Raw genomic sequence first — 24,415 nt, forward strand, 5'->3', positions numbered from 1 at the left:
TTTCCGCCGCCGTACCCTGAGTCCATGACGGACACCGGCCACTACGGTTTCGCGACCAGGGCTATCCACGCCGGGCAGGACCCCGACCCGACGACGGGCTCGGTCATCGTGCCGATCCACGCCACCTCCACCTACGCCCAGGACGGCGTCGGCGGCCTGCGCGGCGGGTTCGAGTACTCCCGCACCGGCAACCCGACCCGTGCCGCGTTGGAGGAGTGCCTGGCGGCGCTCGAAGGCGGGCGGCACGCGCGGGCGTTCGCCTCCGGCATGGGCGCGACCGACACGGCCCTGCGGGCGATGTGCCGTCCCGGCGACCACGTCGTCATCCCGAACGACGCCTACGGCGGCACGTTCCGGTTGATCGACAAGGTGTTGTCGCACTGGGGTGTCGAGCACACGCCCGCGCCGCTGTCCGACGTCGACGCGGTGCGTGCGGCGGTCCGGCCGAACACCAAGGTGATCTGGGTCGAGACGCCGACCAACCCGTTGCTCAACATCGCCGACATCGCCCTGCTCGCACAGGTGGCGCACTCGGCCGGGGCGCGGCTGGTGGTCGACAACACGTTCGCCTCGCCGTACCTGCAGAGCCCGTTGGAGCTGGGTGCGGACGTCGTGCTGCACTCGACGACCAAGTACGTCGGCGGGCACTCCGACGTCGTCGGCGGGGCGCTGGTCACGTCGGATGACGACCTGGACGCGCAGTTCGGGTTCCTGCAGAACGGCGCGGGCGCGGTGCCGGGGCCGTTCGACGCGTGGCTGACGTTGCGGGGCATCAAGACGCTCGAAGTGCGCATGGAGAAGCACTCGGACAACGCCGAGCAGGTCGTCGAGGCCCTCGTGCGGCACCCGAAGGTCACCCGCGTCTACTACCCGGGCCTGCCCGAGCACCCAGGTCACGAGGTCGCCGCGAAGCAGATGCGCCGGTTCGGCGGGATGATCTCGTTCACCGTGGCGGGCGGTGAGGAGGCGGCGCTGCGCGTCTGCTCCCGCACCCGGCTGTTCACCCTGGCGGAGTCGCTGGGCGGGGTCGAGTCGCTGATCGAGCACCCGGGCCGGATGACCCACGCCAGCACCGTCGGCTCCCTGCTGGAGGTGCCGTCCGACCTGATCCGCCTGTCCGTGGGCATCGAGTCGGCCGACGACCTGGTCACCGACCTCCTGACCGCCCTCTCCTAACCGCGAAAGTCCAACCCTCACCCCACGAGAGTCCTACGTTCAGAACGCGCGTGTCCTACGTTCGGAACGCGCGTGTCCTACGTTCAGGACCCCCGAGTTCAACGTTCAGAACACCCGGACCCCACGCCCGGCACCACGGGCGTGGGGTCCGTGGCGTTCTGAGCGTTCAACTCGGGGTACGCGAACGTAGGACACGCGCGACGCGAACGTAGGACTCTCGCGTTCTGAACGTAGGACTCTCGCGTTCTGGAGGTAGGACACGCGCGGGTCAGCGGGGGCCGAAGCGGGCGGCGGAGCGTTCCTTGGCCTTGGCGGCCTCGACCTCGCGGTCACGGGGCGGCGCGTTCGTGACCAGCGCTTCGAGCAGGACGCGAGTCGCCTCGGCGACCGCCTCCACGGCGGCGTCGAACGCCTCCTGGTTCGCCGCCGACGGGCGGGCCGACCCGCTCACCTTGCGCACGTACTGGACCGCCGCCGCACGGACCTCGTCCTCGGTGGCGGGCGGTTCGAAGTTGTGGAGCACCCTGATGTTGCGACACATGGTTCCACTATCGCCCAAAACGTCAGGGCTTGACGTCGTACCGCGCGTTCTCCACCTGCGGCACGGCGGGCAGGTCGCCGCCGTCCACGCACCCGCCGACGAACTCCACCACGCCGTCGCGCTCCACGAACCGGCCGGTGTCCGCGCACCCCGCGTGGGCCACGGTGAAGAAGGCCGCGCCGGTCAACGCCACGGCCGTGGCCACCGCTCCGACGAGCGGGAGCACCCCGGTGACCCGTGCCGCGAGCCCCATCGCCACCCTCCAGGTGAATGCCGTGTGAGATATCCCCGAACCGAGAGTACCGGTCCCGGCGCGCCCGGTACGGGCATCGTCAGCGTTCCGACAGAAAAGGCCGGCCCGGGGTGACCGGACCGGCCCGTTGCCGTACCGACGCCAGGCGCCGCCCGACGGTTCCAGCGGCGCCCCAGCGCCGCCCCAGAGGCGACCTAGAGGTTGCCCCGGCGTTCCTGCTCACGCTCGATCGCCTCGAACAGGGCCTTGAAGTTGCCCTTGCCGAACCCGAGCGACCCGTGCCGCTCGATCAGCTCGTAGAACACGGTCGGCCGGTCGCCGACCGGCTTGGTGAAGATCTGGAGCAGGTAGCCGTCCTCGTCCCGGTCGACCAGGATCCGGTGCTCCTTGAGCACCTCGATCGGCACGCGCACCTCACCGATGCGCGCCCGCAGCTCCGGGTCGTCGTAGTACGAGTCCGGCGTCTCCAGGAACTCCACGCCCGCCGCCCGCATCGCGGTCAACGTCGTCACGATGTCGTTGGTCGCCAACGCGATGTGCTGCACGCCCGCCCCGGAGTAGAACTCCAGGTACTCGTCGATCTGCGACTTCCGCTTGGCCACGGCCGGCTCGTTCAGCGGGAACTTCACCCGGTGGTTGCCGTTCGACACGACCTTGCTCATCAGCGCCGAGTAGTCGGTGGCGATGTCGTCGCCGATGAACTCCGCCATGTTCACGAAGCCCATCACCCGGTTGTAGAACTCGACCCAGTGGTCCATCCGGCCGAGCTCGACGTTGCCCACGCAGTGGTCGACCGCCTGGAACAACCGCTTCGGCGCACCCGCGGGCCGCACGACGGTGCTCTCCCGCGCCTGGTACCCCGGCAGGTACGGCCCGCGGTAGCGGGACCGGTCGACCAGGGTGTGGCGGGTCTCGCCGTAGGTCGCGATGGCGGCGAGCCGGACGGTGCCGTGCTCGTCGGTGAGGTCGTGCGGCTCTTCGAGGACCGTCGCGCCCTGGGCACGCGCGTGCTCGACGCACCGGTCGACGTCGGCCACCTCCAGCGCGAGGTCCACGACGCCGTCACCGTGCCGGCGGTGGTGGTCGAGCAGCGGGCTGTCCGGCCGCACCCCGCCGTTGATCACGAACCGCGCCGAGCCGGACTTGAGCACGAAGGACTTGTGGTCCCGCTGCCCGGTCTCCGGCCCGGCGTACGCGACGAGCTGCATCCCGAAGGCGACCTGGTAGAACCACGCCGTCTGGGTCGCGTTGCCGACCACGAAGACCACGGCGTCCATCGAGCGGACGGGGAACGGGTCGCGCGTCCCGTCGTAGTCGACCAGGCCCACGAGTTGGCGGAGCTGGTCGTAGCTCACGTCGTCAAGCTGCTGCGTCATGCTTCACAGGATGTGCGCGCTGGTCAGGGTGAGCAACAGTCTCTGATTGCACTGGTCATCTTGTACAGTGGTCCATGCCTTCGGACCCGCAAACTGAACACTCTGACCAGGTCGTCGACGCCCTGGACGCACGGCTGTTGCTGCTGCTCACGGACGAGCCGAGGTTGGGCGTGCTGGAGTGCTCGCGGCGGCTCGGCGTGGCCCGCGGCACGGTGCAGGCCCGGCTGGACCGCCTGGTGGCGCGCGGCGTGCTCACCGGCTTCCCGCCCGCGCTGGACCTGGCCGCGATGGGCTACGGGTTGACCGCGTTCGCCGTGCTGGAGATCGCGCAGGGACGGCGGCACGAGGTGTCGCAGGGGCTGGCCGCGATCAACGAGGTGTGCGAGGTGCACGCGACGACCGGGTCCGGTGACCTGTTCGCGCGGGTCGTGGCCCGGTCCAACGCCGACCTGCAGCGGGTGATCGACTCGATCGTGGACGTGCCGGGCGTGCAGCGGCTGTCCACGTCGATCGCGCTCTCGACCCCCGTCCCGCCCCGTGTGCGGCCCCTGCTGGAACGCATCACGTGACGCGACAGCAGGAGGGCGGCCACCCCGCGCGGTGGCCGCCCTCCTGGTGCCTGGGGATCAGCCGGAGTAAGGCACGGCCTTGATCAGCGTGACCTTCATCGTGCTGCCGTTGGGCAGCTCGTACTCGCGTGCCTCGCCTTCCTTCGACCCGAGCAGGGCCTTGCCCAGCGGCGACGAGGGCGAGTAGACCTCGAGGGCGCCGTGCGCGCCCTCCTCACGGGTGGCGAGCAGGAACTCCTCCGTCTCGTCGTCCCCGTCGTAACGCACCGTGAGCACCATGCCGGGCGCCGCGACGCCCGTCACCGTGGGCGCCTCGCCGACCTTGGCGACCCTCAACAGCTCCTGCAGCTGGCGGATGCGGGCTTCCTGCTTGCCCTGCTCCTCGCGGGCCGCGTGGTACCCGCCGTTCTCGCGGAGGTCACCCTCTTCGCGACGCGCGTTGATCTCCGCAGCAATGACCGGGCGATTCTCGATCATCTCGTCCAGCTCTCCCTTGAGCCGGTCGTAGGCCTCCTGGGTCAGCCAGGTCACCTCAGTGTCGCTCACGGTCACCAACTCCTCGTCTTGCTCCGGCCCACGGCGTGGGCTGGCAGTTCCCGGGCGCACCAGCCCGGAACGGAAAAACACGGCCCGCGTCGGGGCCGTGCTGAAAGGCCAGAGTAACACGCGGAGAACGTTCGGCGACGGCGTTTTGTTCCCGGATCCGCCAGTAAACCCGCAGATCACCCGCTTGGCCGCTACCTCGTGGACAGGTACGCCGGAACCTGGTAGGAGCAGCCGAAGACCTCACCCGTGACGGGTGGTTTGGACGCCTTCAGCACGGTCGTCGCCCGCACCGTGCCGGCCGAGGGCTCGACCAGCACCTCCCGCCGCCCGGCCTCGTCGCCGTCCTGGGAACGCGCGCGCACGATGCACACCACGGGTTGCTCCGGCGTCTGCCTGACCACCTCGAACGTGATCCGCACCGAGTCGTCGCCCAGCACCTCGAACGCGGTCTGCTTGGCCTCGACCGGCATGGTGCCCAGGTTGCGGTAGCCGACCCACGCGACGACCCCGCCGATCAGCACCGCGATCACGGGGAGTGACCACCTCGCCCACCTGGGCAGGGCCCTGCGGGGTGTGCCGTACCGACCCTCGGGCAGTGCCACTGTCCAAAGCCTTCCTGCCCGTGGGGAACAATGTCCCTCGACCGCCGCGTTGAGTGTCGCAGGGACCGGACCTCAGGGGTCCGGCAGGGGCGAGGAGGAGCACCACCGTCATGGTTGACAAGCTGCGCCTGATGGCGGTGCACGCGCACCCCGACGACGAGTCGAGCAAGGGTGCCGCGACGATGGCCCGCTACGTCGCCGAGGGCCACGAGGTCATGGTCGTGACCTGCACGGGCGGTGAGGCGGGCAGCATCCTCAACCCCGCCATGGACCGCCCCGAGGTGCTGGACGACATCGCCGCGATCCGGCGCGCGGAGATGGCCCGCGCCGCCGAGATCCTGGGCGTGCGGCACCGCTGGCTGGGCTTCGTGGACTCGGGCCTGCCCGAGGGCGACCCGCTGCCGCCGCTGCCCGAGGGCTGCTTCGCGCTCGTGCCGCTGGAGGAGTCCACCCCGCCGCTGGTCGAGGTGATCCGCGAGTTCCGCCCGCACGTGATCGTCACCTACGACGAGAACGGCGGCTACCCGCACCCCGACCACATCCGCTGCCACGAGGTGTCGGTGGCCGCGTTCGACGCCGCCGGCGACCCGGAGCGCTACCCGGAGCTGGGCGAGCCGTGGCAGCCGTTGAAGCTGTACTACTCGCACGGGTTCTCCCGCGCGAAGCTGCTGGCGTTCCACGAGGCGATGATCGCGGCGGGCCTGGAGTCCCCGTACGCCGAGTGGCTGGCGGGGTGGGACGCCGACCAGCCCGACGTCATCGAGCGGGTCACCACCCGCGTCGAGTGCGCCGACTACTTCCCGGTGCGCGACGAGGCCCTCAAGGCCCACGCCACCCAGATCGACCCGGAGAGCCGCTGGTTCGCCGTGCCGCGTGAGATGCAGCGCTCGGTGTGGCCGACGGAGGAGTACGAGTTGGCGCGGTCGCTGGTCGACAGCACCGTGCCCGAGGACGACCTGTTCGCGGGCGTCCGGGAGAGGGTGACCGCGTGACCTCGTTCGACCCGATCCCGTGGTCGCAGACCACGGCGGTCGTGCTGGCCCAGCAGCCGTCCACGGACAAGGACCCGGGCGGCCAGCAGGAGGACTTCGGCAAGTCCTCCCCGCTGGGCCTTCTCGTCCTGGTGCTGTTCTTCATCGCCGTGGTCTTCCTGGTGAAGTCCATGAGCAAGCACCTGAAGAAGCTGCCCGCGTCCTTCGACGAGCCGGAGGTCGGGACCGGCCCGGACGCGACGCCGTCGACGCCGGAGTCGAAGCCTGAGTCGAAGCCGGAAGCCAAGGCCGGCAACGGCAACGGCAAGCAGGACGACTAGCCGCGGGCTGCGCGCACCCCGGTCCGATCGACGAGTCCGTCGGTTGTCCGGGAATTACTGTGGGGCCATGACGAACCGGCTCGCGTCCTCGACCAGCCCGTACCTGCTCCAGCACGCCGAGAACCCGGTGCACTGGTGGCCGTGGTCGCCGGAGGCGTTCGAGGAGGCACGCACGCGCGACGTGCCGGTGCTGCTGTCGGTCGGCTACGCGGCGTGCCACTGGTGCCACGTGATGGCGCACGAGTCGTTCGAGGACGAGGCCACCGCGGCCTACATGAACGAGCACTTCGTGAACGTGAAGGTGGACCGCGAGGAGCGGCCCGACGTGGACGCGGTCTACATGGCGGTCACGCAGGCCCTCAGCGGGCACGGCGGGTGGCCCATGACGTGCTTCCTCACGCCCGGCGGCGAGCCGTTCTACGCGGGCACGTACTACCCGCCGTCGCCGCGCCCGGGCCTGCCGTCGTTCCGGCAGGTGCTGGCGGCCATCGACCACGCGTGGCACGAGCAGGGCGACCAGGTGCGCGAGTCGGCGGCGGCGATCGTGGCGCAGCTGGCGTTCAAGCCGCTGCCGCAGTCCACTGTGGACGAAGACGTGCTGGCGGGCGCGGTGGTGTCGCTGCTCGGGCACTTCGACCGGGCCAACGCCGGGTTCGGCGGCGCGCCGAAGTTCCCGCCGTCCATGGTGCTGGAGTTCCTGGTGCGCCACCACGAGCGGACGGGCTCGGTCCAGGCGCTGTCGATGGCGCGCGCGACGTGCGACGCGATGGCCGACGGCGGGCTGTACGACCAGCTGGCGGGCGGGTTCGCGCGGTACAGCGTGGACGCGGCGTGGGTCGTGCCGCACTTCGAGAAGATGTTGTACGACAACGCCCTGCTGCTGCGCGCCTACACCCACCTGAGCCGCCGTGAGGACAACCCGCGTTACCGGGCCGTGGTGCGCGAGACGGCGGAGTTCCTGCTCCGCGACCTCGGCACGCCGGAGGGCGGGTTCGCCGCGTCGTTGGACGCCGACACCGACGGCGTCGAGGGCTCCACCTACGTGTGGACGCCCGCGCAGCTGGTCGACGTGCTGGGGTTGGCGACCGGAGCGCGCGCCGCGGCGCTGTACGGCGTGACGGACGAGGGCACGTTCGAGCACGGCACGTCGACGTTGCGGATGCTCGGCACACCGGATCCGGAGATCGCGGCGAAGCTGCTGGAGGCGCGTGACCGGCGGCCGCAGCCGGGACGTGACGACAAGGTCGTGACGGCGTGGAACGGGATGGCGATCGCGGCGCTGGCCGAGGCTGGGGCCGTGTTCGGCGAGCCGCGCTGGGTGCGTGCGGCGGTCGACGCGGCCTCGCTGATCCTGGACGTGCACCTGGTCGACGGGCGGCTGCTGCGCACGTCCCGCCACGGCGTCGCGGGCACGGCGGCGGGCGTGCTGGAGGACTACGGCTGCTTCGCCGACGGGCTGCTGGCGCTGCACCAGGCCACCGGTGACGTCAAGTGGTTCACCGCCGCCTGTGGACTGCTGGACACGGCGTTGGCGCGGTTCGCGGGCGACGAGCCCGGCGTCTACCACGACACCGCCGACGACGCGGAGGCGTTGGTGCAGCGGCCGTCGGACCCGTCGGACAACGCGAGCCCGTCCGGCGCGTCGTCGCTGGCCTCGGCGCTGGTGACGGCGTCGGTGCTGGGCGGACCGTCGACCTACCGCGACGCGGCCGAGGCCGCCGTCGCCCGCGCCGGCCTGCTGGCCGCCCGTGAACCCCGGTTCGCCGGGCACTGGCTGAGCGTGGCCGAGGCGTTGGCGCTCGGGCCCGTGCAGGTCGCCGTGGTCGGTGACGCGCCGGACCTGGTCGGCGCGGCCCGGCAGGGCGTGCACGGCGGCGGCGTGGTGGTGGCGGGCGCCCCCGACTCCGCGCCGCTGCTGGTCGACCGGCCGTTGGTCGACGGTCGTGCGGCGGCCTACGTGTGCCGCGGGTACGTGTGCGACCGGCCCGTGACGTCGGTGTCCGAGCTGACCGAGGCCCTGGCTGTCCACCGGTAGCGAACCGGGCTGATCGGTCGACGTAACGCGCGTAGCGTCAGCATCATCGTAATCATGTAATCAGAGGTGGTGCGAGATGCGACGTGGATGGGGAGGTCGGGGCGGTTGGCAGCAGGCCGACCAGCCGCCGGCGGACGACGCGGCGGGCTGGTTCGGCGGCAGGCTGCCCGACGGCTGGTTCACCGAGGCGCCGGTGGTGACGGTGGACCGGGAGGAGATCCTGGTCGTCGGCACGCTGCCCGCGTTGGAGGGCGAGTTCGCCGACGACGCGGAGCGGACCGCGGCCGAGTCGGGCCGCATCAGCCGGTTCCGCGAGCAGACGAGGGACGAGCGGATCGAGATCGCCCGCCAAGCCGAGCACCGCTACCGGCGCAAGGTCGCCTGGGGCGCCCGGCTCGGTGGTACGGAGGAGCTGTTCACCACGCTGTCGGTGCCGGTGATGACCAGGCTGCGGCAGCCCGAGCGCAAGGTGCTGGACACCCTCGTCGCGGCGGGGGTGGCGCGGTCGCGGTCGGAGGCGCTGGCGTGGGCCGTGCGGCTGGTCGGCGAGCACGCCGACACGTGGCTGACCGAGCTGCGTGAGGCGATGACCCGGGTGGACGACCTGCGTGCGCAAGGACCCGACCTGGCGTGACGACCACCCCGTTTCCCGGCTGATCCGGGAAACGGGGCAGTCGGCCCCGCGGTAATTGAATTGCCCCTTGCGAGGCCCGCACTACGCTGCGACCAATGACCGAGAGCGCGCTGACCGAGGCCGGGCAGGACTGGGAAGAGCAGGCGCGCAACTGGATCGCCTGGGTGCGCAAACCCGGCTTCGACTCGTACTGGCGCTACCGCGACGCGTTCTTCGCGCTGGTGCCGCCCGCCGGCCGGGCCACCCTCGACCTCGGCTGCGGCGAAGGCCGGGTGTCACGCGACCTCGCCGGGCGCGGGCACCGGGTCACCGGCATCGACGCCTCGCCGACGCTGGTGGAAGCGGCGCGCCAGGCCGACCCCGAGGGGCGGTACCTGCTGGCCGATTCGGCGGACCTGCCCTTCCCGGATTACAGCTTCGACCTCGTCATCGCCTACTGCGTGCTGATGGACGTCGACGACCTGCCGGGCACCGTCGGCGAGATCGGCCGGGTGCTCGAACCGGGCGGCAAGCTCTGCCTGGCGATCACCCACCCGATCACCAACACCGGCAGCCACCGCAACGGCCTGTTCGTCCTGGACCGCCCCTACTTCGGCCGTCACCGCTTCGAGGCCGAGGTCGAACGCGACGGAATGCTGATGAAGTTCAGCGGCTGGAACCACCCGCTGAGCGCCTACACCACGGCCCTGGAGGAGTCGGGCCTGCTCGTCGAGGCCCTCCGGGAACCACAGGTCGACAACGACCCGATCCCCTGGCACATGTGGATCAGAGCAACGCGTCCGCTCTAGCAGTGCGGAGCAACCCTCCTCTTTCCGCTGGTCAGGAGTAGATCGCGAACCAGATGGCGATGATCTGATCACTGGATCTCCCGATCGTGCCTGGCGAAGCTCAAAATAGCCTTCTACCTGGGCAGACGTCATTCATTGGCACTTGATGCTTCTCGCCGTCTTCCAACGTCGGACGGCCTGGAGACGGCCTGATCTTGCAGTCCAGCCACGGGCGTCACCTCGACACAGGGCGGGTCGAGGTGACGCCCGTTGGCGTGCCCGTGGTCCTGGCCCTCGTTGCCGACCCGGCTCCTCGATGGCAAGGCGGCGAAGCCGTCGCGGCAGTCGATCGCCGTGCCCAGCCCTACCAAGCCGCGTGATCGCGCGATCGTCCCGACTGCGGTGGCTGGGAGCTGTCGTGCCCTCCGGCAGGCGCGCCGCCTCCCGACCACGTGCACCGACTCCGCGCCCGGCCGACGGGCGAAGCGGAGCGGGAGCCCGGCGTGCCGGGATGCGGGGAGTCGGTGCCAACGTGCGTCGGACCCTGCCGCGCGCCGCCGAAGGCGGCGCGCCTTGATCCCATACAGCGCAATTCGGCAACGCACATCACTCACTTGTGGAGCGATCTATTCAGTTGGGATGTATCCATCACAACCCAAAAGTCGAGTTGATGGGAGGTGCAGTAAACTCGTCTACCCAAGTAGACAACTGGAGAGGAGGTGTGCGGTGCCCGTTGATCCGTCTAGCGATCGAGCCGTCTTCCGGCAGATCGCAGACGAGTTGAGGTCGTTGATCAAGGATGGCACGTACGGTCCTGGCGCTCGCCTGCCATCGGAGAACGAGCTTGCGAAGCGATACGACGTGACGAGGGTGACGGTTCGTCGAGCGCTCGGAGAGCTTGCGGCCGAAGGGCTGACCGTCTCGCAACACGGTCGCGGTGTTTTCGTGCGTTCGGCTCCGGTGATCGTTCGAGCGAGCTTGGCCCGGTTCTCGCGCAAGCGGCGGCAAGAAGGTGACGGCGCTTTTGCGGCTGAGGTGAAGCGACTCGGGATGGTGCCGCGTCAGCGGTTGACCGAAGTCGGTGAGATCGACCCTCCGGATTTCGTGGTTGGTGCCTTGGCTCTGGGCAGCGGTGAGAAAGTTGTGGTCAGGCGGCGGGTGATGTTCGCCGATGACCTCCCGCTCCAGTTGGCGGACAGCTACTTCCCGAGCTCCTTGGCTGCCGGTACCAAGCTGCTTGACGAGGACTCTGGGCCGGGCGGCTCATATGCCCGAGTCGAGGAGAAGGGGCACACTCTCACGCGGTTCCGTGAGGACCTGACCGCGCGGATGCCCACTCCCGAAGAGGCGCGGACCTTGCAGCTCGGTACAGGTGTGCCGGTCGTCCAGCTCCGGAGGACCGCCTACGACCAGGACGGTCGGGCTGTGGAGGTCTTCGACAGCGTGGTCGCTGCCGACAAGTATCAGTTCACGTACGAGTTCGACGCACCCGAGTAGCAACCTGTCTGACCGGTTTGCGCTGGTCAACAGGCCGCTTGGACTGCTTGCATACTTGTGTACACTAGTAGTTGAGTGGACAAGAGGCGCGCGATGCGCCACGAGAGGTGGAAGACATGGCGATCCCTGCTGGTCACAGGTTTCCGATCACCTTCGATGAGCTGTTCCCGCAAGGGTTCTTCGTGCTGAAGGTGGAGCGGGCGCAGGAGTTCAACGAGGGCAAGGCACCGCGTCCCGCCAACGACAAGGTGACGGGCCTGCCGGTGTGGACGGTGCAGGGTACGGATCCGTCGGCGCGTGGGAAGAACACCGGGGCGGTGGTCAAGATCGCGTCGGAGTACCAGCCGGTGCCGCCGGAGGTGCTGCCCGGTACGCCGTTCCGTCCGGCCGTGTTCACCGGGCTGAAGGTGTCGCCGTACGTCCGGGACGGCTGGGTGAACTACACGATCTGGGCTGAGGAGATGGTGTCGCCGCAGGAGGCAGCGGCGAAGGGGCGTCGGGGCAACGGCAAGTCGGACTCGTCGGCGGGCGCTCCGCCGGTTGCGGCCTGAGAGGGGACGTCGTGGAGATCGAAGGATTGATGACGCCTGGTCCGAAGGCCAAGCCGGAGGTGGTCACCAAGCCGGGTACGGACTGGTACGGGCTGCGGCTGGTGATGGATCCCGGCGAGGTCGTGTTGGGGCTGCCGGAGGAGGAGGACGGGCGGGAGAGGTTGGCGACCTTCCTGACCGAGTTGGGCAGGGCCGCGTACTTCCTCGCCGGGGTGCTCGACCCGTCGCCGAACCACGTGCTGATGCCGGGGCTCGGTACGCCGGGCGGCACGGTCTGGTCTGACGCCTCGATCTACGGGGACTCGGGGCCGGGAAGCACGTCGCGATGACCGCTGCCGCCAGTGCTAAGCCGACGTACGCGGTCTTCTTGCGGGCCGACTCCTTCGGGCGCGCGATGGCGTTGGCGGGATTCCGGTCGAACTACGCGTTGGCCAAGGCAATGGGGCTCAACCGGTCGACGGTGAAGCGGGTGCGGACCGGTGAGCTGATGCCGGGGCCGGGGTTCATCGCCGGTGCGTTGAAGGCCCTTTCACCGATGGCGTTCGAAGACCTGTTCGTGGTCGACGTCAGCGAGGAGTGACCGTACCTGCGGGTGCGTGACAACTGAACAGATCGCGGCTGGTCGGTGTGGTCGCGGGGAGACAGTCCAAGTCTTGGCGGGCTCCGGCTGTCTCCCTGCGACTCACCTGACTGGCTTCGCCATGCACATTTGTTGACACACAAGGGATTCCAGTCATGTCAAGGGTATCTCGTCGCGGGGGACGTGCGTCAAGTCGGGCCGTCGCCTCGTCAGGGTGGAAGCTGTCCAACGGTTCGAAGTGCCAGCGGTGCAAGCGGTTCGGTGTGTTCGCGCCCGGACAACTCACCTGCTGTGCCTGTCTGGGGTGGCTCGCGCTGATCTTCGCCCCGGTCGGGGGTGCGGCCTGATGGCGCGGTGGGTTGACCCGGCTCCGTTCGAGGGTGCTCGGCCTCGGGTGCCGTGGTGGGCGTTGGTGCCGGGCAAGTTGAAGTGGCTGGCCCTGTTGGTGGCCGTGGTGTGGCTGCTCGTGGTCGCCGCCGTGCGCCTGGTGCTCGTTGTGATCCGGTACCCGGTGGTCACGCTGGTGCCGTTGACGGCGGCCTGGTGCTGGCTGCGGTTCGGGCTGTCGCCGCTGGTCCTGGCCCTGCTGAGCCTGACGGCGGGGCTCACGGTCTGGGCGGGTCTGGATCGGGCGTCGTTCCTGCGGCACGTGTGGTTCCGGCTGGTCACCGAGTACCGGCGGGCGACGGTGTACGTGCCGCGTTGGCGCACCACCATGCGCCTGGCAGAGCTGGCGAAGGACAACCGCGGACGCGAGTACCGGCCCAAACTGCGGCGGGTGCGGTCGGAAGGGTGGAGGGACCGGGTTCGAGTGCGGATGATTCCGGCGCAGGCACCTGAGGCATGGGAGCTGCGTCGTGACGGCCTGGCGCACTCGTTCGGGGCGCAGTCGTGCCGGGTGCGGGTGCTGCGGCCGAAGGTGATCGAACTCGACTTCATCCACTCCGATCCGTTGGCACGGTCGCTGCCGGTGCCATCCCTGTCCGACGATGCGGACGCGGTCGACCTCAAGCGGGTGGTGGTCGGGCGCACGGAGACCGGTAAGCCCTGGCGGATTCGCTTGCAGGGCAACCAAGTCCTCGGCGTCGGTGTGCAAGGCGCGGGCAAGGGATCGGTGCTGTGGTCGATCATCTGGCACCTTGCCCCGGCGGTGCGGGCCGGTCTCGTGCGCCTGGTGGGCATCGACCCCAAGGGCGGTATGGAGCTGGGGCAGTGCCCGGACGCGTTCGCTCGGCTGGTGTTCGACAACGGCCGTGAGGCGGTCGAGCTGCTGGAGGAGCTGGCGGCGGAGGTCAAGGAGCGGGCGGCGCGGTACCGGGGTGTCCGGCGGCTGTGGGCGCGCTCCAACGGTGAGCCGTTCACGGTGCTCGTGGTCGATGAGCTGGCGGACCTGATCGCCTACCAGCCGGACAAGGGTCTACGTGAGCGGGCCACCCGCGCTATCCAGACGATCACCTCTCAGGGTCGCGCGCCGGGCTTCTGCGTCCTGGGCCTGGTGCAAGACCCGCGTAAGGAGGTCGTGGGGTTCCGGCACCTGTTCGGTACCCGCGTCGCACTGCGCCTGGACGAGTCGACGCAGGTGGACATGGTCCTGGGCGACGGTGCCCGTGCCCGTGGCGCTGCGGCTCACGAGATCAGCGAGCAGACACCCGGCGTGGCCTGGGTGAAGACCGACGGCAGGGGAGAGCCGGAGCGCGTGCGGGCCTTCCACGTCACCGATGCGGACCTGGTCGAGCTGGGCGTCTACCTGGCCGACGCGACCGTGCACGAGTTCCCGAACCGACCCGATGGCGACGCGACCGGAGGTGCTGCGGCATGACCACCCCTGTTGTCCCTGCGGTGCCGCTGGACGTGGCGGGCATGACCTCGGCCGAACGGGCCCGGCTGCCGCTGTCCCTCGACGTGGTCAAGGCAGCCGCCGAACAGCACGGCGTCTGTACCCGGCCCGTGCTCCGCGAGGTCGTGGACCTGGACACCGGAGAGGTGCGGATTGTCGGCATCCGCTGCAACTCCACCCAGGCGTCCAAGTGCCCGGCCTGCGCCGAGCGCAACCGCCGCTCCCGCATGGCGCAGTGCCGCGAGGGCTGGCACCTCGACCACGAACCGATCGCCGAACGCCACGCGCCCACCACCGATCAGGTCGAGCTGGTGACCTACCGCTCGGATCTGACCGCCGAGTACCGCCGTGCCGTCGCTGAGGGCGCTGAAGACCAGGTCGAGGATCTGCGCGAAGGCATCCGGGAGGCGGACACCGACCTCAAGCGGGAGGGAGTCCGCGGGAACCTTCCCAACGTCGAGCGGCCTGGGCGAGCGGCGCCGGTCAGGTCGACTCGTCGCAGGCAGGACGCCCCGAACCTGCCTCGTCGTAAGGTCACCAAGCGCACCGTGGGCCGGGAGTTCGCGGGCAAGTACCGGCCGTCGACGTTCATCACGCTCACGCTCGACACCTACGGCAAAGTCACCTCGGACGGCGCTCCCGTCGACCCGAACACGTACGACTACCGGCGGGCGGCTCGGGACGCGGTGCACTTCGCTTCCCTGGTCGACCGGTGGTGGCAGAACCTTCGGCGGGTCATCGGCTTCGACGCCCAGTACTTCGGCACGGTCGAGCCCCAACGCCGCATCACCCCACACGCCCACTTCGCCGTGCGCGGCTCCATCCCGCACAAGGTCATCCGCCAGGTCACCGCCGCCACCTACCTCCAGGTCTGGTGGCCCGACCACGACCACCTGAAGTACAGCGGCGAACGCCCGCCGGTCTGGGACATGCGCACCAAGGGCTTCGTGGACCCGGACACCGAACAGCCGTTGACCACCTGGGCCGACGCCGTGGCAGACCTCGACGCACCCGCCCACGTCGCCGAGTTCGGTCGCCAAGTCCACTCCAAGGGCATCCTCGGCGGCACCGAGGAGTCGGGGCGGCACATCGGCTACCTGACCAAGTACCTCACCAAGTCCATCACCGAAGTGGTCGAGCAGGACGCCTCACCGCGCCTGGCCGACCACGCCGACCGCTTGGCCGCAGAGCTGGCCGTCACGCCGTGCTCGGAGCGTTGCGCGGTCTGGCTGCTCTACGGCGTCCAACCCAAGGGCGTCACGTCCAAGACCACGCCCGGCCACTGCAAGGGCAAGGCACACCGCCGAGACACCCTCGGCCTCCCCGGCCGCCGCGTCCTCGTCTCACGCCGGTGGTCGGGCAAGACCCTCGCCGAGCACAAGGCGGACCGGGCCACGTTCGTGCGTGAAGCGCTCAAGGCTGCGGGCATCGCCAAGCCGGAAGACGAACGCGCCCGACTCCAGTGGGGACCGGTCCGACCGGGTGACCCCCACGCCCCGTCCCGCACCGAGCTGCTGATGCACATGATCGCCCAGCGGCTCGCCTGGCAGGCCGAGTACCAGCAGGCACAAGCCGCGCCGGCACCTCCGCCGGAAGTTTCAGCAATCGCAGCTTGATCAAGGGGGAGTCGTGGGGGAGATCGAACCGCTGTGGGGAGTGGACGAGGTCTCGGCGTTCCTCGGAGTGCCGGTCAAGACGCTCTACCAGTGGAAATGGCGTCGCTACGGGCCGCCTTTGCGGAAGGTCGGCAAGCACCTCCGCTACGTGCCCGCTCAAGTCCGTCGGTGGGTCGAAGACCTAGCCGCCTAGCTGTTTCAGCAGTTCAACCGACAGGAGGAGTCTGCCGTGGGTCACGTCCAAGATCGCTGGTGGAAGGAGGAGCGAGATCCCGTGACGCAGCAGGTCACACGGGTCAAGACCTCCTCGTACGGCAAGGGTCTGCGCTACAAGGTGCGCTACCTCGACCCGCAGGGAAACGAGAAGAGCAAGAGCTTCCCGGACCGCCAGAAGAAGCGGGCCGACGACTTCCTGTTGGCAGTGGAATCGGACAAGCGTGAGGGCAAGTACGTCGACCCCAAAGCCGGGGAACTCAAGTTCTCCAAGTACGTGGAGACCTGGTTCGGCGGCCAGTCGCAGGACGCGGCGACGCAGGAGAACCTGCACAACCAGGTGAACAAGCGTCTGGTGCCGTTCTTCGGCGGCATGGCCATGAAGTCGATCAGCATTCCGAAAGTCCGGGAGTGGCTGGGGACGATGGGTGAGGCGGGCCTGAGCCTCCGCTACCAGCAACTTCTCTTCGACCGGCTCTCCTCGATCCTGAACGCGGCGGTGGAGGAGAAGATCATCACGGCCAACCCGTGCAAGGCGCGGAGCGTGCAGCGGCCGTCACCGCCGGAGCGGCGCATCAAGCCCTGGCCGGAGGCACGGATGCGGGCCGTCCAGCTCGCCTTGCCGGTCGAGTACAAGATCGCCTTGGTGCTCGCTGCGGGTACTGGCCTGCGCCAAGGCGAGATCTTCGGCCTGGGCGTGGAGGAGATCGACCGGGACGCCCGTGAGCTGCGTCGTCCGCCAAGTCCGGATCGTCGGCAACGAGCTCGTCTACGCCCTGCCCAAGAGCAAGAAGGCGCGCACGGTGCCGCTCGGTGACGGGGTCTTGGACGCCTTGGACGCTCACATGGAGGCACACCCGCCAGTCGCTGTCACCCTCCCGTGGGATCGGCCCGGAGGTGATCCGGTGACCGTGCGCCTGGTGCTCACGATGGCCGGTGACGCGGTCAGGCGTCAGGTGTTCAACATGGGCATCTGGCGTCCGGCCTTCACCGCGGCTGGCATCGAGTACCGGCAGCAGGAGGACGGGATGCACGGGCTCCGGCACCTGTACGCGTCCAGCCAGCTGGAGAACGGCGTCTCCATCAAGGCCCTGTCCGCCCACCTCGGCCACCAAGATCCGGGCTTCACGCTCCGGACGTACACGCACCTGATGCCGACCAGCCACGACAAGAGCCGCAAGGCCGCCAACCGCCTCTTCAAGCCCAAGAAGCGCGCTGACGGGCTGGAGACGGCGTGACCTACAGCGCGTTCACCTGGTTCGCCTTCACCTCGAACTCGGTCCGACCATCGGGCGTCTCGATACCTGCCGGGTGCCGGGTCGAGATCGTCAGTACCTCTGTGCCGTCCGCCAGTTCTGCTCTCCCGATGACTTCGCAGCTCACCCGGACATCTGTCGGGTACGCCGCATCAGGGGTGAGGAGATCAGCTCCGTCGAAGATGGGCGGCTTGTCGAACAGGCTCCACACGACTCCGTGCACGTCGGTGAGCTGGACTTCGACCCATCCGGGGAACGGCTCGTCGCTCACCCAACGCACGGCCCGCCCTGCCACTGATGTCATGCGGCCGAGTATCGAGGGCCGTCCGACAGCGAGCCATCGTGTTTCCCGTGGGGACGGCCTGGAGACGGCCTGATCATGTAAATCAGGGGTCACGCGACCACAGAACCCCAGGTCAGGAGTAGATCGCGAACCAGATGGCGATGTAGTGGCACAACGCCGCCAGCACGGTGGCCGCGTGGAAGAACTCGTGGTAGCCGAAGACCTGTGGCCAGGGGTTGGGCCAGCGAGAGGCGTAGAAGATGGCGCCTGCGGTGTAGAGGAGGCCGCCTACCAGCAGCAGTACGAGAGCCGCGACGCCGACGTGGTGCAGCAGGTCGGGCAGCACGAACACCGCGACCCAGCCCAGGGCGATGTAGATCGGCACCCCGAGCCACCTCGGCGCGTGCGGCCACGCCAGTTTCAGGGTCACGCCGCCCAGGGCGCCCGCCCACACCACGAGCAGCACCACGTTGCCCGTGGCCGGCGGCATCGCCAGCAGGGCGAACGGCGTGTAGGTGCCGGCGATGAACACGAAGATCATCGAGTGGTCGAGGCGCTTCATCCACGTCCGCGCCCGCACGCTGACCCAGTTCACCCGGTGGTACAGCGCGCTGACGCCGAACAGGCCGAGCACCGTCACCCCGTACACGGACGTGGCGAGCGCGGCCTTCGCCGACACGGTGGCGGCGGCCAGGGCGATCAGCGTCGCGCCGGTCGCCACGGACACGACGAACGACCAGAGGTGCAGCCAACCCCGCAGGCGAGGCCGCAGGGCGGGCTCGGGCGGCTGCGGATGAGTCGACGTGGTCACCCCGCTGAGGTTACGGGAGGGTAGGTGACCCGGTCAGCACACGACGGCGTGACCGCGCCCACCCGGCGTACGCTCTTCCAGCGTGGGTCTTCGCGAACGGGTCAAGAGCGTCCTGCTCAAGGGTTACGAGTTCCGCCTCAACCGATGGCTCGACGGCAAGCAACGACCACGTCACGTCGGCGTGGTGCTCGACGGCAACCGTCGCTGGGCCAAGGAGGCGGGCTTCGACGACGTCGCGCACGGCCACCGCGCCGGCGCCCGCAAGATCCTGGAACTGCTGAGCTGGTGCCGCGAGGCCGAGGTAGAGGTGGTCACGCTGTGGATGCTGTCCACGGACAACCTCAACCGGCCCGTCGAGGAGCTCGGACCGCTGCTCGACATCATCGCCGACATCGTCGACGAGCTCGCCGAGCCCGGTAACCCGTGGCGCATCCGGCACGTCGGCGCGCTGGACATGCTGCCCACGGAGACCGCCGCCCGGTTGTCCGCCGCGGCGCTGCGCACCAAGGGCCGCACCGGCCTGGAGGTCAACGTCGCGGTCGGCTACGGCGGCCGGCAGGAGATCGCCGACGCGGTCCGCAAGCTGCTGCAGAAGCACGCCGAGTCCGGCGGCACGATCGAGGAGCTGGCCGAGGTCCTGGACGTCGACCACATCGCCGAGCACCTCTACACCTCCGGCCAACCCGACCCGGACCTGCTCATCCGCACCTCCGGCGAGCAGCGGCTGTCGGGCTTCATGCTGTGGCAGTCCGCGCACTCCGAGTTCTGGTTCTGCGAGGCCTACTGGCCGGAGTTCCGCCGCACCGACTTCCTGCGCGCCCTGCGCGACTACGCCGTCCGGCACCGCCGCTTCGGCTCCTGAACCATGCCGAAGGGCGGCGCTCCCCCGACCGGGGAGCGCCGCCCTCAGCGACGATCAGCGCAGGACTCAGTCGTCGATCGACTGGCCGGTGTTGCTGTTGCCGTCGTCGTCGGTGTTGATGCAGTAGTTCTCGTCGTTGTTCGAGAGGATCGGGATCGCGAGCACGTTGACCTCGACCTCGCAGACGTTGATGTTGCTCAACAGGTCGGAGTCGTTGGCGAAGTTGATCAGGCCGAACTGGTCCGCGTAGTCACCGTCGGGCGCCTCGGCCAGGTAGTGGTTCTCGAACTCGCCGACCGCGGTGTAGTCGTCGCCGCCGTGGCCGTCACCGTGGTACGGCGTCGCGAACGCGGGAGAGCCCAGCAACATGAGACCAGCCGCGGCGATGGCGACGGCGCCTGCCTTCTTCAACATGTGAAACACACTCCTCTAGTGGGGAATTGATGTGACGCCCAGAATCTCGCTCCACATTCCGAGCATTCGGGGAGTCTGGCGGCTCAGGCGGTTTGCCCTCGCCCGGTAATTTACCGGCTTGTGTTGTGGATTGCATCCGAGCAACACCATCGTGTGAACAATGTTTTACCGGTTTAGTTCTCGGGTTTGTTCCGGACAACGTGGCCACATACTCACGCGGTCCATTCACGCTAATTAACGCCTGGGCACGTGCCCCGCGGTCCCGTCCACGCCGTTCGCCGGCAGCCGCCAGTCGTTCGGCGGCTCACGGCACGCGTCGGCCTGGTCGGCCCGCTCGGACCGGTCGGTCCGCTCAGCCGCCGTCGTTGTCCGTGTTGATGCAGACCGCCTGGTCGTTGTTGGACAGGATCGGCACGGTGAGGACGTTCACCTCGACGTTGCAGATGTTGATGTTGCTGAGGACGTCGGAGTCGTCGGCGAAGTTGATCAGGCCGAACTGGTGGACCTCGCCACCCTCGTCGTCCGGCTCCACCCACGCCTGCCAGTGGCCGTCCTCCGAGTGGCCGTGGCCGTGCCCCTCGCCCGGCGAGTACCCGTCGCCGTGCTCGTGGGGTTCACCGGCAACGGCGAATGCCGGAGCGCCGACCATCATCAGTCCGGCCATGACCGCGACGACGGTGCCTGCCTTCTTCAGCACTTCAACACTCCTCTTTGTGGGTTTCCCCGTCGATCCAGCGCTGCTCGGAAGCCCGGATGTGGTTCGTCTGCGGGGCAAACTACCGAACCCCAGGCCCCATATGGATCTCTATAACACCATTGTGTGATCCACCGACGGGTGCTGTCCCCCATTGCGGTGCCTTCGGTCGTCATAATTCGTCGGCTCGGCGCTCTTGTGGTAAACCGAGCGGTCATCGCCATGCTCTATGGTCTTCAGTTCGTGGACGGCGACCGGATCGTGCGTGAGTACCTGTTGCTCGGGCTGCGGCTGGACAGGCTGTCGCCCGGCCTGGTCGACTCGTTCACCGGCGACCGGGCGCTGCGCCGCGCGGTGGACGGCGAGTCGAGGCCCCACCCGGTCGCGTTGACCGAGCAGGCCGCGCTGCTGCGCCGTGAGCTGCCCGGCACCGACCTGGAACCCGACCGCAAGCGCTTCCTGGACGCCCACCTGGTGGCCGCCGAGACGATCGCGCGCAAGCTCGCCGGGGTGCGCGTCGGCTTCGTGGAGGAGGTGCGGGCGTACTTCCAGGTCGACGTCCGCCCCGGCCACCCCGACACCTACCGCCGCGCGCACGCGGGCCTGGACGAGCTGCTGCCCGGCACCGGCACGCTGGCCGAGCGGCTCGCCGACCACCGCGCGGCCGACGAGGTGCCGCCGCGCCGCCTCAAGGCCACCGTGCACGCCCTGTCGAGCGCTCTGCGCGACCGCGTGCGGCAGCGGTTCGAGCTGCCCCCGAACGAGGTGGTGGAGTACGAGGTCGTCGTCGACAAGCCGTGGAGCGGCTTCAACTACTACATGGGCGGCTTCCGGTCGCGGGTGGCGATCAACGCCGACCTCGGCCACCGGATGTCCAACCTGCCGCACCTGGTCGCGCACGAGTCCTACCCCGGCCACCACACCGAGCACTGCCGCAAGGAGGTGGGCCTGGTCGGCAAGCGCGGGCACGCCGAGCAGGCGTTGTTCCTGATCAACACGCCGCAGTGCCTGATGGCCGAGGGCATGGCCGAGCTGGGCCTGCACGCCGCGGTCGGCCCCGGCTGGGGCCGCTGGGCCGAGGAGATCATGGCCGACCTGGGCCTGCGGATGGACGGCGAGCTGGCCGAGCGGGTGGAGAGCGCGCTGTCCGGACTGCTCACCGTGCGTCAGGACGCCGCCCTCATGCTGCACGACCGGCGTGCCCATCCGGATGACGTGGTGGACTTCCTGTGCCGGTGGCTGCTGGTCCCCGAACGCCGTGCCCGCCACATGCTGCGCTTCCTCGGTGACCCTCTGTGGCGGGCGTACACCACGACGTACGTGGAGGGCGTGCGCCTGGTCCGCGCCTGGCTCGACCTGCGTGCGCCCGCGGACACGTTGGGTGACCGGTATTTGAGACTTCTTGACGAACCACTGGTGCCGGCGGCGTTGGCGGAGGAGGTCGCGGCCGGGGTGCCCTGGCTCAACCGCGACCCTGGGTGACCGACCGCCCCACATCCGGCCGCACCGGCTCTGAGCTGCGTGGACGAGGTGGCGTTGCGCCGATGTGACGGCCGTGCGTCGCCCACCGGCACCCCATGTCGCCATCTTTCGCCCGTTTTGCGGCGAAGTGACGAATTGACGAATCACCTGTGTGGCTGCCTGCATAAGAGGGACCGGCGGAGGTAACTTCCGGTTGGCGGGACGCGTCCACTGCGGACCGCGCAGGGAGGCCCTGATCGTGGCTGTCGTCGTATCGCCGGTGCCGCCGGCGGTGATGAGCGCGAGGGGGCCGGCACCCGGCCCTCGTGGCCGGCACGCCTGAGCTAGCGAGGCGGTCCGGTCGATCGGGGTGGTGCCTGGCCCAGCGAGGAGCGGACGCGGGTGCCGCGTTCGTGAGGGAGTTGCCGTGAACGCACGACGACCCGCGAGCCGTTCCTCAGGCTCATCGCGCAGCACTTCCCGGCGCCGTGGCGCGCCGACGACCAACACGTACGTGGTGGACACGTCCGTGCTCCTCTCAGACCCCCTGGCCACCACGCGGTTCGCCGAGCACGAGGTCGTGCTGCCGCTCGTGGTGATCAGCGAGCTGGAGGGCAAGCGGCACCACCCGGAACTCGGTTGGTTCGCCCGGGAGGCGCTGCGCCTGCTCGACGACCTGCGACTGCGGCACGGCCGGCTGGACCACCCGGTCCCGACCGGCGCGGACGGCGGCACGCTGCGCGTGGAGCTCAACCACTCCGACCCGGAGGTGCTGCCCGCGGGTTTCCGCACGGACTCCAACGACGCCCGGATACTGGCCTGCGCGCTCAACCTCGCGGCCGAGGGCAACAACGTCACGCTGGTCACCAAGGACATGCCGCTGCGGGTCAAGGCGGGCGCCGTCGGCCTGGCCGCCGAGGAGTACCGGGCCCACGACGTCACGCTGTCGGGGTATTCCGGGATGTCCGACGTGGACGTCGACCAGTCCGTGGTGGACGCGCTGTACCGCGACACCGTGATCGACCCGGCGCTGTTCGACCTGCCGCACGTCGCCGAGCTGCCGTGCCACAGCGGGTTGCGGCTGCTGGCGGGCACGTCGAGCGCGCTGGGCCGGGTCACGGCGGACAAGCAGCTGCGGCTGGTGCGCGGCGACCGGGAGGCGTTCGGCCTGCACGGCCGGTCGGCCGAGCAGCGCGTGGCGCTGGACCTGCTGCTCGACACCGAGGTCGGCATCGTCTCGCTGGGCGGACGGGCCGGCACCGGCAAGTCGGCGCTCGCGCTGTGCGCGGGCCTGGAGGCGGTCATGGAACGCCGCCAGCACCGCAAGGTCGTCGTGTTCCGCCCGCTGTACGCGGTCGGCGGGCAGGAGCTGGGCTACCTGCCCGGCTCCGAGAGCGAGAAGATGCAGCCGTGGGCGCAGGCGGTGTTCGACACGCTCGGCGCGCTGGTCAGCCAGGACGTGGTCGAGGAGATCATGGACCGCGGCATGCTGGAGGTCATGCCGCTGACCCACATCCGCGGCCGGTCGCTGCACGACTCGTTCGTGATCGTGGACGAGGCGCAGTCGTTGGAGCGCAACGTGCTGCTCACCGTGCTGTCGCGGTTGGGTGCCAACTCGCGGGTGGTGCTCACGCACGACGTGGCGCAGCGTGACAACCTGCGCGTGGGGCGGCACGACGGGGTGGCGGCCGTCATCGAGAAGCTGAAGGGCCACCCGCTGTTCGCGCACGTGACGTTGACCCGGTCGGAGCGTTCGCCGATCGCCGCGCTGGTCACCGAGATGCTGGAGGACTACGCCTCCTGACGATCCGTCCTCGGAGGGGCCTGCCCGGTCGCGCTGGTCGGGCGGGCCCCTCCCGGGATTTTGTCTACGATCTGCATTATCCAGGCCAGGATCCCCGCGGCGACCAGCACGAACAGGGCGTTGCGCAGTGCGGTGCCGAAGCCGATGGCGGTCACGTCCAGGAACGGGTACGGGTACCAGCCCGTGAGCGCGCCGTGGACGAATGTATACAGGATCCAGAATACCGGCCAGATCAGCAGCGCCTTGGCGACCGTCGCCCGGTCGACGCGCGGCCGCGGGCCGAACAGCAGCCAGCCGAGCACGGCCAGCACCGGCGACAGCTGGTGGAAGCCCAGGTTCACCCACCAGGACACCCCGACGTGGTGCACGAGCGGGGCAAGTACGAGGGCGAACACGATGCCGGTGATCGTGATGCCGAGCAGCGCGTCCAGCCGCGCCACCCGCCAACCGCGGCCGTCCCGGGCCGGGTCCACCGCCAACGTGACGGCCACGAAGAGCACGAAAAGGTTGCTCTGGATCGTGAAGTAGCTGAACAACCGGATGAGCCGCACACCGAGCGTCACCTGAACCTCGGCGTGACCCGAGTTGACGTCCGCCCCACCGGCGAACAGCAGCACCAGTTGGGTGATCAGCGACGCGGCGATCACGGCCGCCAGCACGCCGTGCCACACCCGCGAGCCGGTGTGCCAGGCGGTGGACCGGAGTGCGGTGCTCATCGCCCGATC

General features: G+C 69.4%; 29 protein-coding genes. 19 read left to right on the plus strand and 10 right to left on the minus strand.

What is annotated here, in order from left to right:
- Window positions 1-24: 24 nt before the first annotated feature.
- Entirely contained in the window at window positions 25-1,176 is a 1,152-nt protein-coding gene (locus tag ACYVLT_RS24575) for a cystathionine gamma-synthase (protein ID WP_461122555.1), read from the plus strand.
- A 268-nt stretch (window positions 1,177-1,444) separates the two neighbouring features.
- Here ACYVLT_RS24575 and ACYVLT_RS24580 read toward each other — a convergent pair whose 3' ends face one another.
- The 3 genes from ACYVLT_RS24580 to hppD all read right to left on the minus strand — a co-directional run bounded on the left by ACYVLT_RS24580 (window position 1,445) and on the right by hppD (window position 3,346).
- A complete protein-coding gene (locus ACYVLT_RS24580; RefSeq protein WP_360453408.1) occupies window positions 1,445-1,717 on the minus strand; it encodes a DUF2277 domain-containing protein in 273 nt (90 codons plus the stop codon).
- A 22-nt stretch (window positions 1,718-1,739) separates the two neighbouring features.
- Window positions 1,740-1,970, minus strand: a complete 231-nt coding sequence (locus ACYVLT_RS24585) for a hypothetical protein (protein ID WP_461122556.1) — start codon at window positions 1,968-1,970, stop codon at window positions 1,740-1,742.
- Between the two features lie 194 nt (window positions 1,971-2,164).
- Window positions 2,165-3,346 (minus strand): 4-hydroxyphenylpyruvate dioxygenase, encoded by a 1,182-nt coding sequence (gene hppD / locus ACYVLT_RS24590; RefSeq protein WP_461122557.1) that lies wholly within the window; start codon window positions 3,344-3,346, stop codon window positions 2,165-2,167.
- A gap of 74 nt (window positions 3,347-3,420) precedes the next feature.
- Here hppD and ACYVLT_RS24595 point away from each other — a divergent pair, with 74 nt between their 5' ends.
- Window positions 3,421-3,915 (plus strand): Lrp/AsnC family transcriptional regulator, encoded by a 495-nt coding sequence (locus tag ACYVLT_RS24595; protein ID WP_461122558.1) that lies wholly within the window; start codon window positions 3,421-3,423, stop codon window positions 3,913-3,915.
- Window positions 3,916-3,972: 57 nt separating this feature from the next.
- On the opposite strand, the gene greA is transcribed toward ACYVLT_RS24595, so the two are convergent.
- Together greA and ACYVLT_RS24605 are read right to left on the minus strand one after the other, a co-directional pair.
- Entirely contained in the window at window positions 3,973-4,467 is a 495-nt protein-coding gene (greA, locus tag ACYVLT_RS24600; RefSeq protein ID WP_360453420.1) for a transcription elongation factor GreA, read from the minus strand.
- Between the two features lie 185 nt (window positions 4,468-4,652).
- Window positions 4,653-5,063, minus strand: coding sequence for a DUF4307 domain-containing protein (locus tag ACYVLT_RS24605; protein WP_461122559.1), 411 nt, complete (start codon window positions 5,061-5,063; stop codon window positions 4,653-4,655).
- Window positions 5,064-5,173: 110 nt separating this feature from the next.
- Here ACYVLT_RS24605 and mca point away from each other — a divergent pair, with 110 nt between their 5' ends.
- The 14 genes from mca (at window position 5,174) to ACYVLT_RS24675 (ending at window position 17,343) form a co-directional block, all read left to right on the plus strand.
- Complete coding sequence (gene mca / locus ACYVLT_RS24610; RefSeq protein WP_461122560.1) at window positions 5,174-6,055, plus strand: mycothiol conjugate amidase Mca; 882 nt, start codon at window positions 5,174-5,176, stop codon at window positions 6,053-6,055.
- Window positions 6,052-6,375: a hypothetical protein gene (locus ACYVLT_RS24615; RefSeq protein WP_461122561.1), complete on the plus strand. Its 324-nt coding sequence runs from the start codon at window positions 6,052-6,054 to the stop codon at window positions 6,373-6,375. Before mca ends, ACYVLT_RS24615 begins: the two co-directional genes overlap by 4 nt.
- A 67-nt stretch (window positions 6,376-6,442) precedes the next feature.
- A complete protein-coding gene (locus ACYVLT_RS24620; RefSeq protein ID WP_461122562.1) occupies window positions 6,443-8,410 on the plus strand; it encodes a thioredoxin domain-containing protein in 1,968 nt (655 codons plus the stop codon).
- Window positions 8,411-8,486: 76 nt separating this feature from the next.
- Window positions 8,487-9,044 carry a hypothetical protein gene (locus tag ACYVLT_RS24625; protein ID WP_360453435.1) on the plus strand — a complete coding sequence of 186 codons (558 nt, stop codon included), beginning with the start codon at window positions 8,487-8,489 and terminating at the stop codon, window positions 9,042-9,044.
- Window positions 9,045-9,139: 95 nt separating this feature from the next.
- A complete protein-coding gene (locus tag ACYVLT_RS24630; protein ID WP_461122563.1) occupies window positions 9,140-9,832 on the plus strand; it encodes a class I SAM-dependent methyltransferase in 693 nt (230 codons plus the stop codon).
- Window positions 9,833-10,537: 705 nt separating this feature from the next.
- Window positions 10,538-11,308: a GntR family transcriptional regulator gene (locus ACYVLT_RS24635; protein ID WP_461122564.1), complete on the plus strand. Its 771-nt coding sequence runs from the start codon at window positions 10,538-10,540 to the stop codon at window positions 11,306-11,308.
- 116 nt (window positions 11,309-11,424) lie between these two features.
- Window positions 11,425-11,859, plus strand: coding sequence for a hypothetical protein (locus ACYVLT_RS24640; RefSeq protein WP_123745596.1), 435 nt, complete (start codon window positions 11,425-11,427; stop codon window positions 11,857-11,859).
- Window positions 11,860-11,888: 29 nt separating this feature from the next.
- Complete coding sequence (locus ACYVLT_RS24645; protein ID WP_461122565.1) at window positions 11,889-12,188, plus strand: hypothetical protein; 300 nt, start codon at window positions 11,889-11,891, stop codon at window positions 12,186-12,188.
- Window positions 12,185-12,439: a transcriptional regulator gene (locus ACYVLT_RS24650; protein WP_461122566.1), complete on the plus strand. Its 255-nt coding sequence runs from the start codon at window positions 12,185-12,187 to the stop codon at window positions 12,437-12,439. Before ACYVLT_RS24645 ends, ACYVLT_RS24650 begins: the two co-directional genes overlap by 4 nt.
- Window positions 12,440-12,785: 346 nt before the next feature.
- Window positions 12,786-14,258, plus strand: coding sequence for an FtsK/SpoIIIE domain-containing protein (locus ACYVLT_RS24655; protein WP_461122567.1), 1,473 nt, complete (start codon window positions 12,786-12,788; stop codon window positions 14,256-14,258).
- Complete coding sequence (locus ACYVLT_RS24660) at window positions 14,255-15,892, plus strand: replication initiator (RefSeq protein WP_461122568.1); 1,638 nt, start codon at window positions 14,255-14,257, stop codon at window positions 15,890-15,892. The genes ACYVLT_RS24655 and ACYVLT_RS24660 overlap by 4 nt, the downstream gene beginning before the upstream one ends.
- 13 nt (window positions 15,893-15,905) lie before the next feature.
- Window positions 15,906-16,085 carry a helix-turn-helix domain-containing protein gene (locus tag ACYVLT_RS24665; RefSeq protein WP_461122569.1) on the plus strand — a complete coding sequence of 60 codons (180 nt, stop codon included), beginning with the start codon at window positions 15,906-15,908 and terminating at the stop codon, window positions 16,083-16,085.
- Window positions 16,086-16,166: 81 nt separating this feature from the next.
- Complete coding sequence (locus tag ACYVLT_RS24670; RefSeq protein ID WP_461122570.1) at window positions 16,167-16,922, plus strand: site-specific integrase; 756 nt, start codon at window positions 16,167-16,169, stop codon at window positions 16,920-16,922.
- Complete coding sequence (locus tag ACYVLT_RS24675; RefSeq protein ID WP_461122571.1) at window positions 16,909-17,343, plus strand: tyrosine-type recombinase/integrase; 435 nt, start codon at window positions 16,909-16,911, stop codon at window positions 17,341-17,343. The genes ACYVLT_RS24670 and ACYVLT_RS24675 overlap by 14 nt, the downstream gene beginning before the upstream one ends.
- A 1-nt stretch (window position 17,344) precedes the next feature.
- Here the strand turns inward: ACYVLT_RS24675 and ACYVLT_RS24680 are convergent, their stop codons facing one another.
- Window positions 17,345-17,632, minus strand: a complete 288-nt coding sequence (locus ACYVLT_RS24680) for a hypothetical protein (protein WP_461122572.1) — start codon at window positions 17,630-17,632, stop codon at window positions 17,345-17,347.
- A 145-nt stretch (window positions 17,633-17,777) separates the two neighbouring features.
- Window positions 17,778-18,455, minus strand: a complete 678-nt coding sequence (trhA, locus tag ACYVLT_RS24685; RefSeq protein ID WP_461122573.1) for a PAQR family membrane homeostasis protein TrhA — start codon at window positions 18,453-18,455, stop codon at window positions 17,778-17,780.
- A gap of 82 nt (window positions 18,456-18,537) precedes the next feature.
- On the opposite strand from trhA, the gene ACYVLT_RS24690 reads away from it, so the two are divergent.
- Complete coding sequence (locus ACYVLT_RS24690; RefSeq protein ID WP_461122574.1) at window positions 18,538-19,317, plus strand: isoprenyl transferase; 780 nt, start codon at window positions 18,538-18,540, stop codon at window positions 19,315-19,317.
- Between the two features lie 66 nt (window positions 19,318-19,383).
- Here the strand turns inward: ACYVLT_RS24690 and ACYVLT_RS24695 are convergent, their stop codons facing one another.
- Together ACYVLT_RS24695 and ACYVLT_RS24700 are read right to left on the minus strand one after the other, a co-directional pair.
- Window positions 19,384-19,731: a hypothetical protein gene (locus ACYVLT_RS24695; protein ID WP_461122575.1), complete on the minus strand. Its 348-nt coding sequence runs from the start codon at window positions 19,729-19,731 to the stop codon at window positions 19,384-19,386.
- A 352-nt stretch (window positions 19,732-20,083) separates the two neighbouring features.
- A complete protein-coding gene (locus ACYVLT_RS24700) occupies window positions 20,084-20,428 on the minus strand; it encodes a hypothetical protein (protein ID WP_461122576.1) in 345 nt (114 codons plus the stop codon).
- A gap of 219 nt (window positions 20,429-20,647) precedes the next feature.
- Between ACYVLT_RS24700 and ACYVLT_RS24705 the strand changes: the two genes are divergently transcribed.
- Both ACYVLT_RS24705 and ACYVLT_RS24710 read left to right on the plus strand, forming a co-directional pair.
- Window positions 20,648-21,907 carry a DUF885 domain-containing protein gene (locus ACYVLT_RS24705; RefSeq protein WP_461122577.1) on the plus strand — a complete coding sequence of 420 codons (1,260 nt, stop codon included), beginning with the start codon at window positions 20,648-20,650 and terminating at the stop codon, window positions 21,905-21,907.
- 493 nt (window positions 21,908-22,400) lie between these two features.
- Complete coding sequence (locus ACYVLT_RS24710; protein ID WP_461122578.1) at window positions 22,401-23,690, plus strand: PhoH family protein; 1,290 nt, start codon at window positions 22,401-22,403, stop codon at window positions 23,688-23,690.
- Here ACYVLT_RS24710 and ACYVLT_RS24715 read toward each other — a convergent pair.
- A complete protein-coding gene (locus ACYVLT_RS24715; RefSeq protein WP_461122579.1) occupies window positions 23,678-24,406 on the minus strand; it encodes a Pr6Pr family membrane protein in 729 nt (242 codons plus the stop codon). The genes ACYVLT_RS24710 and ACYVLT_RS24715 overlap by 13 nt on opposite strands.
- Between the last annotated feature and the right edge of the window lie 9 nt (window positions 24,407-24,415).

This window comes from Saccharothrix stipae, from assembly GCF_054781895.1.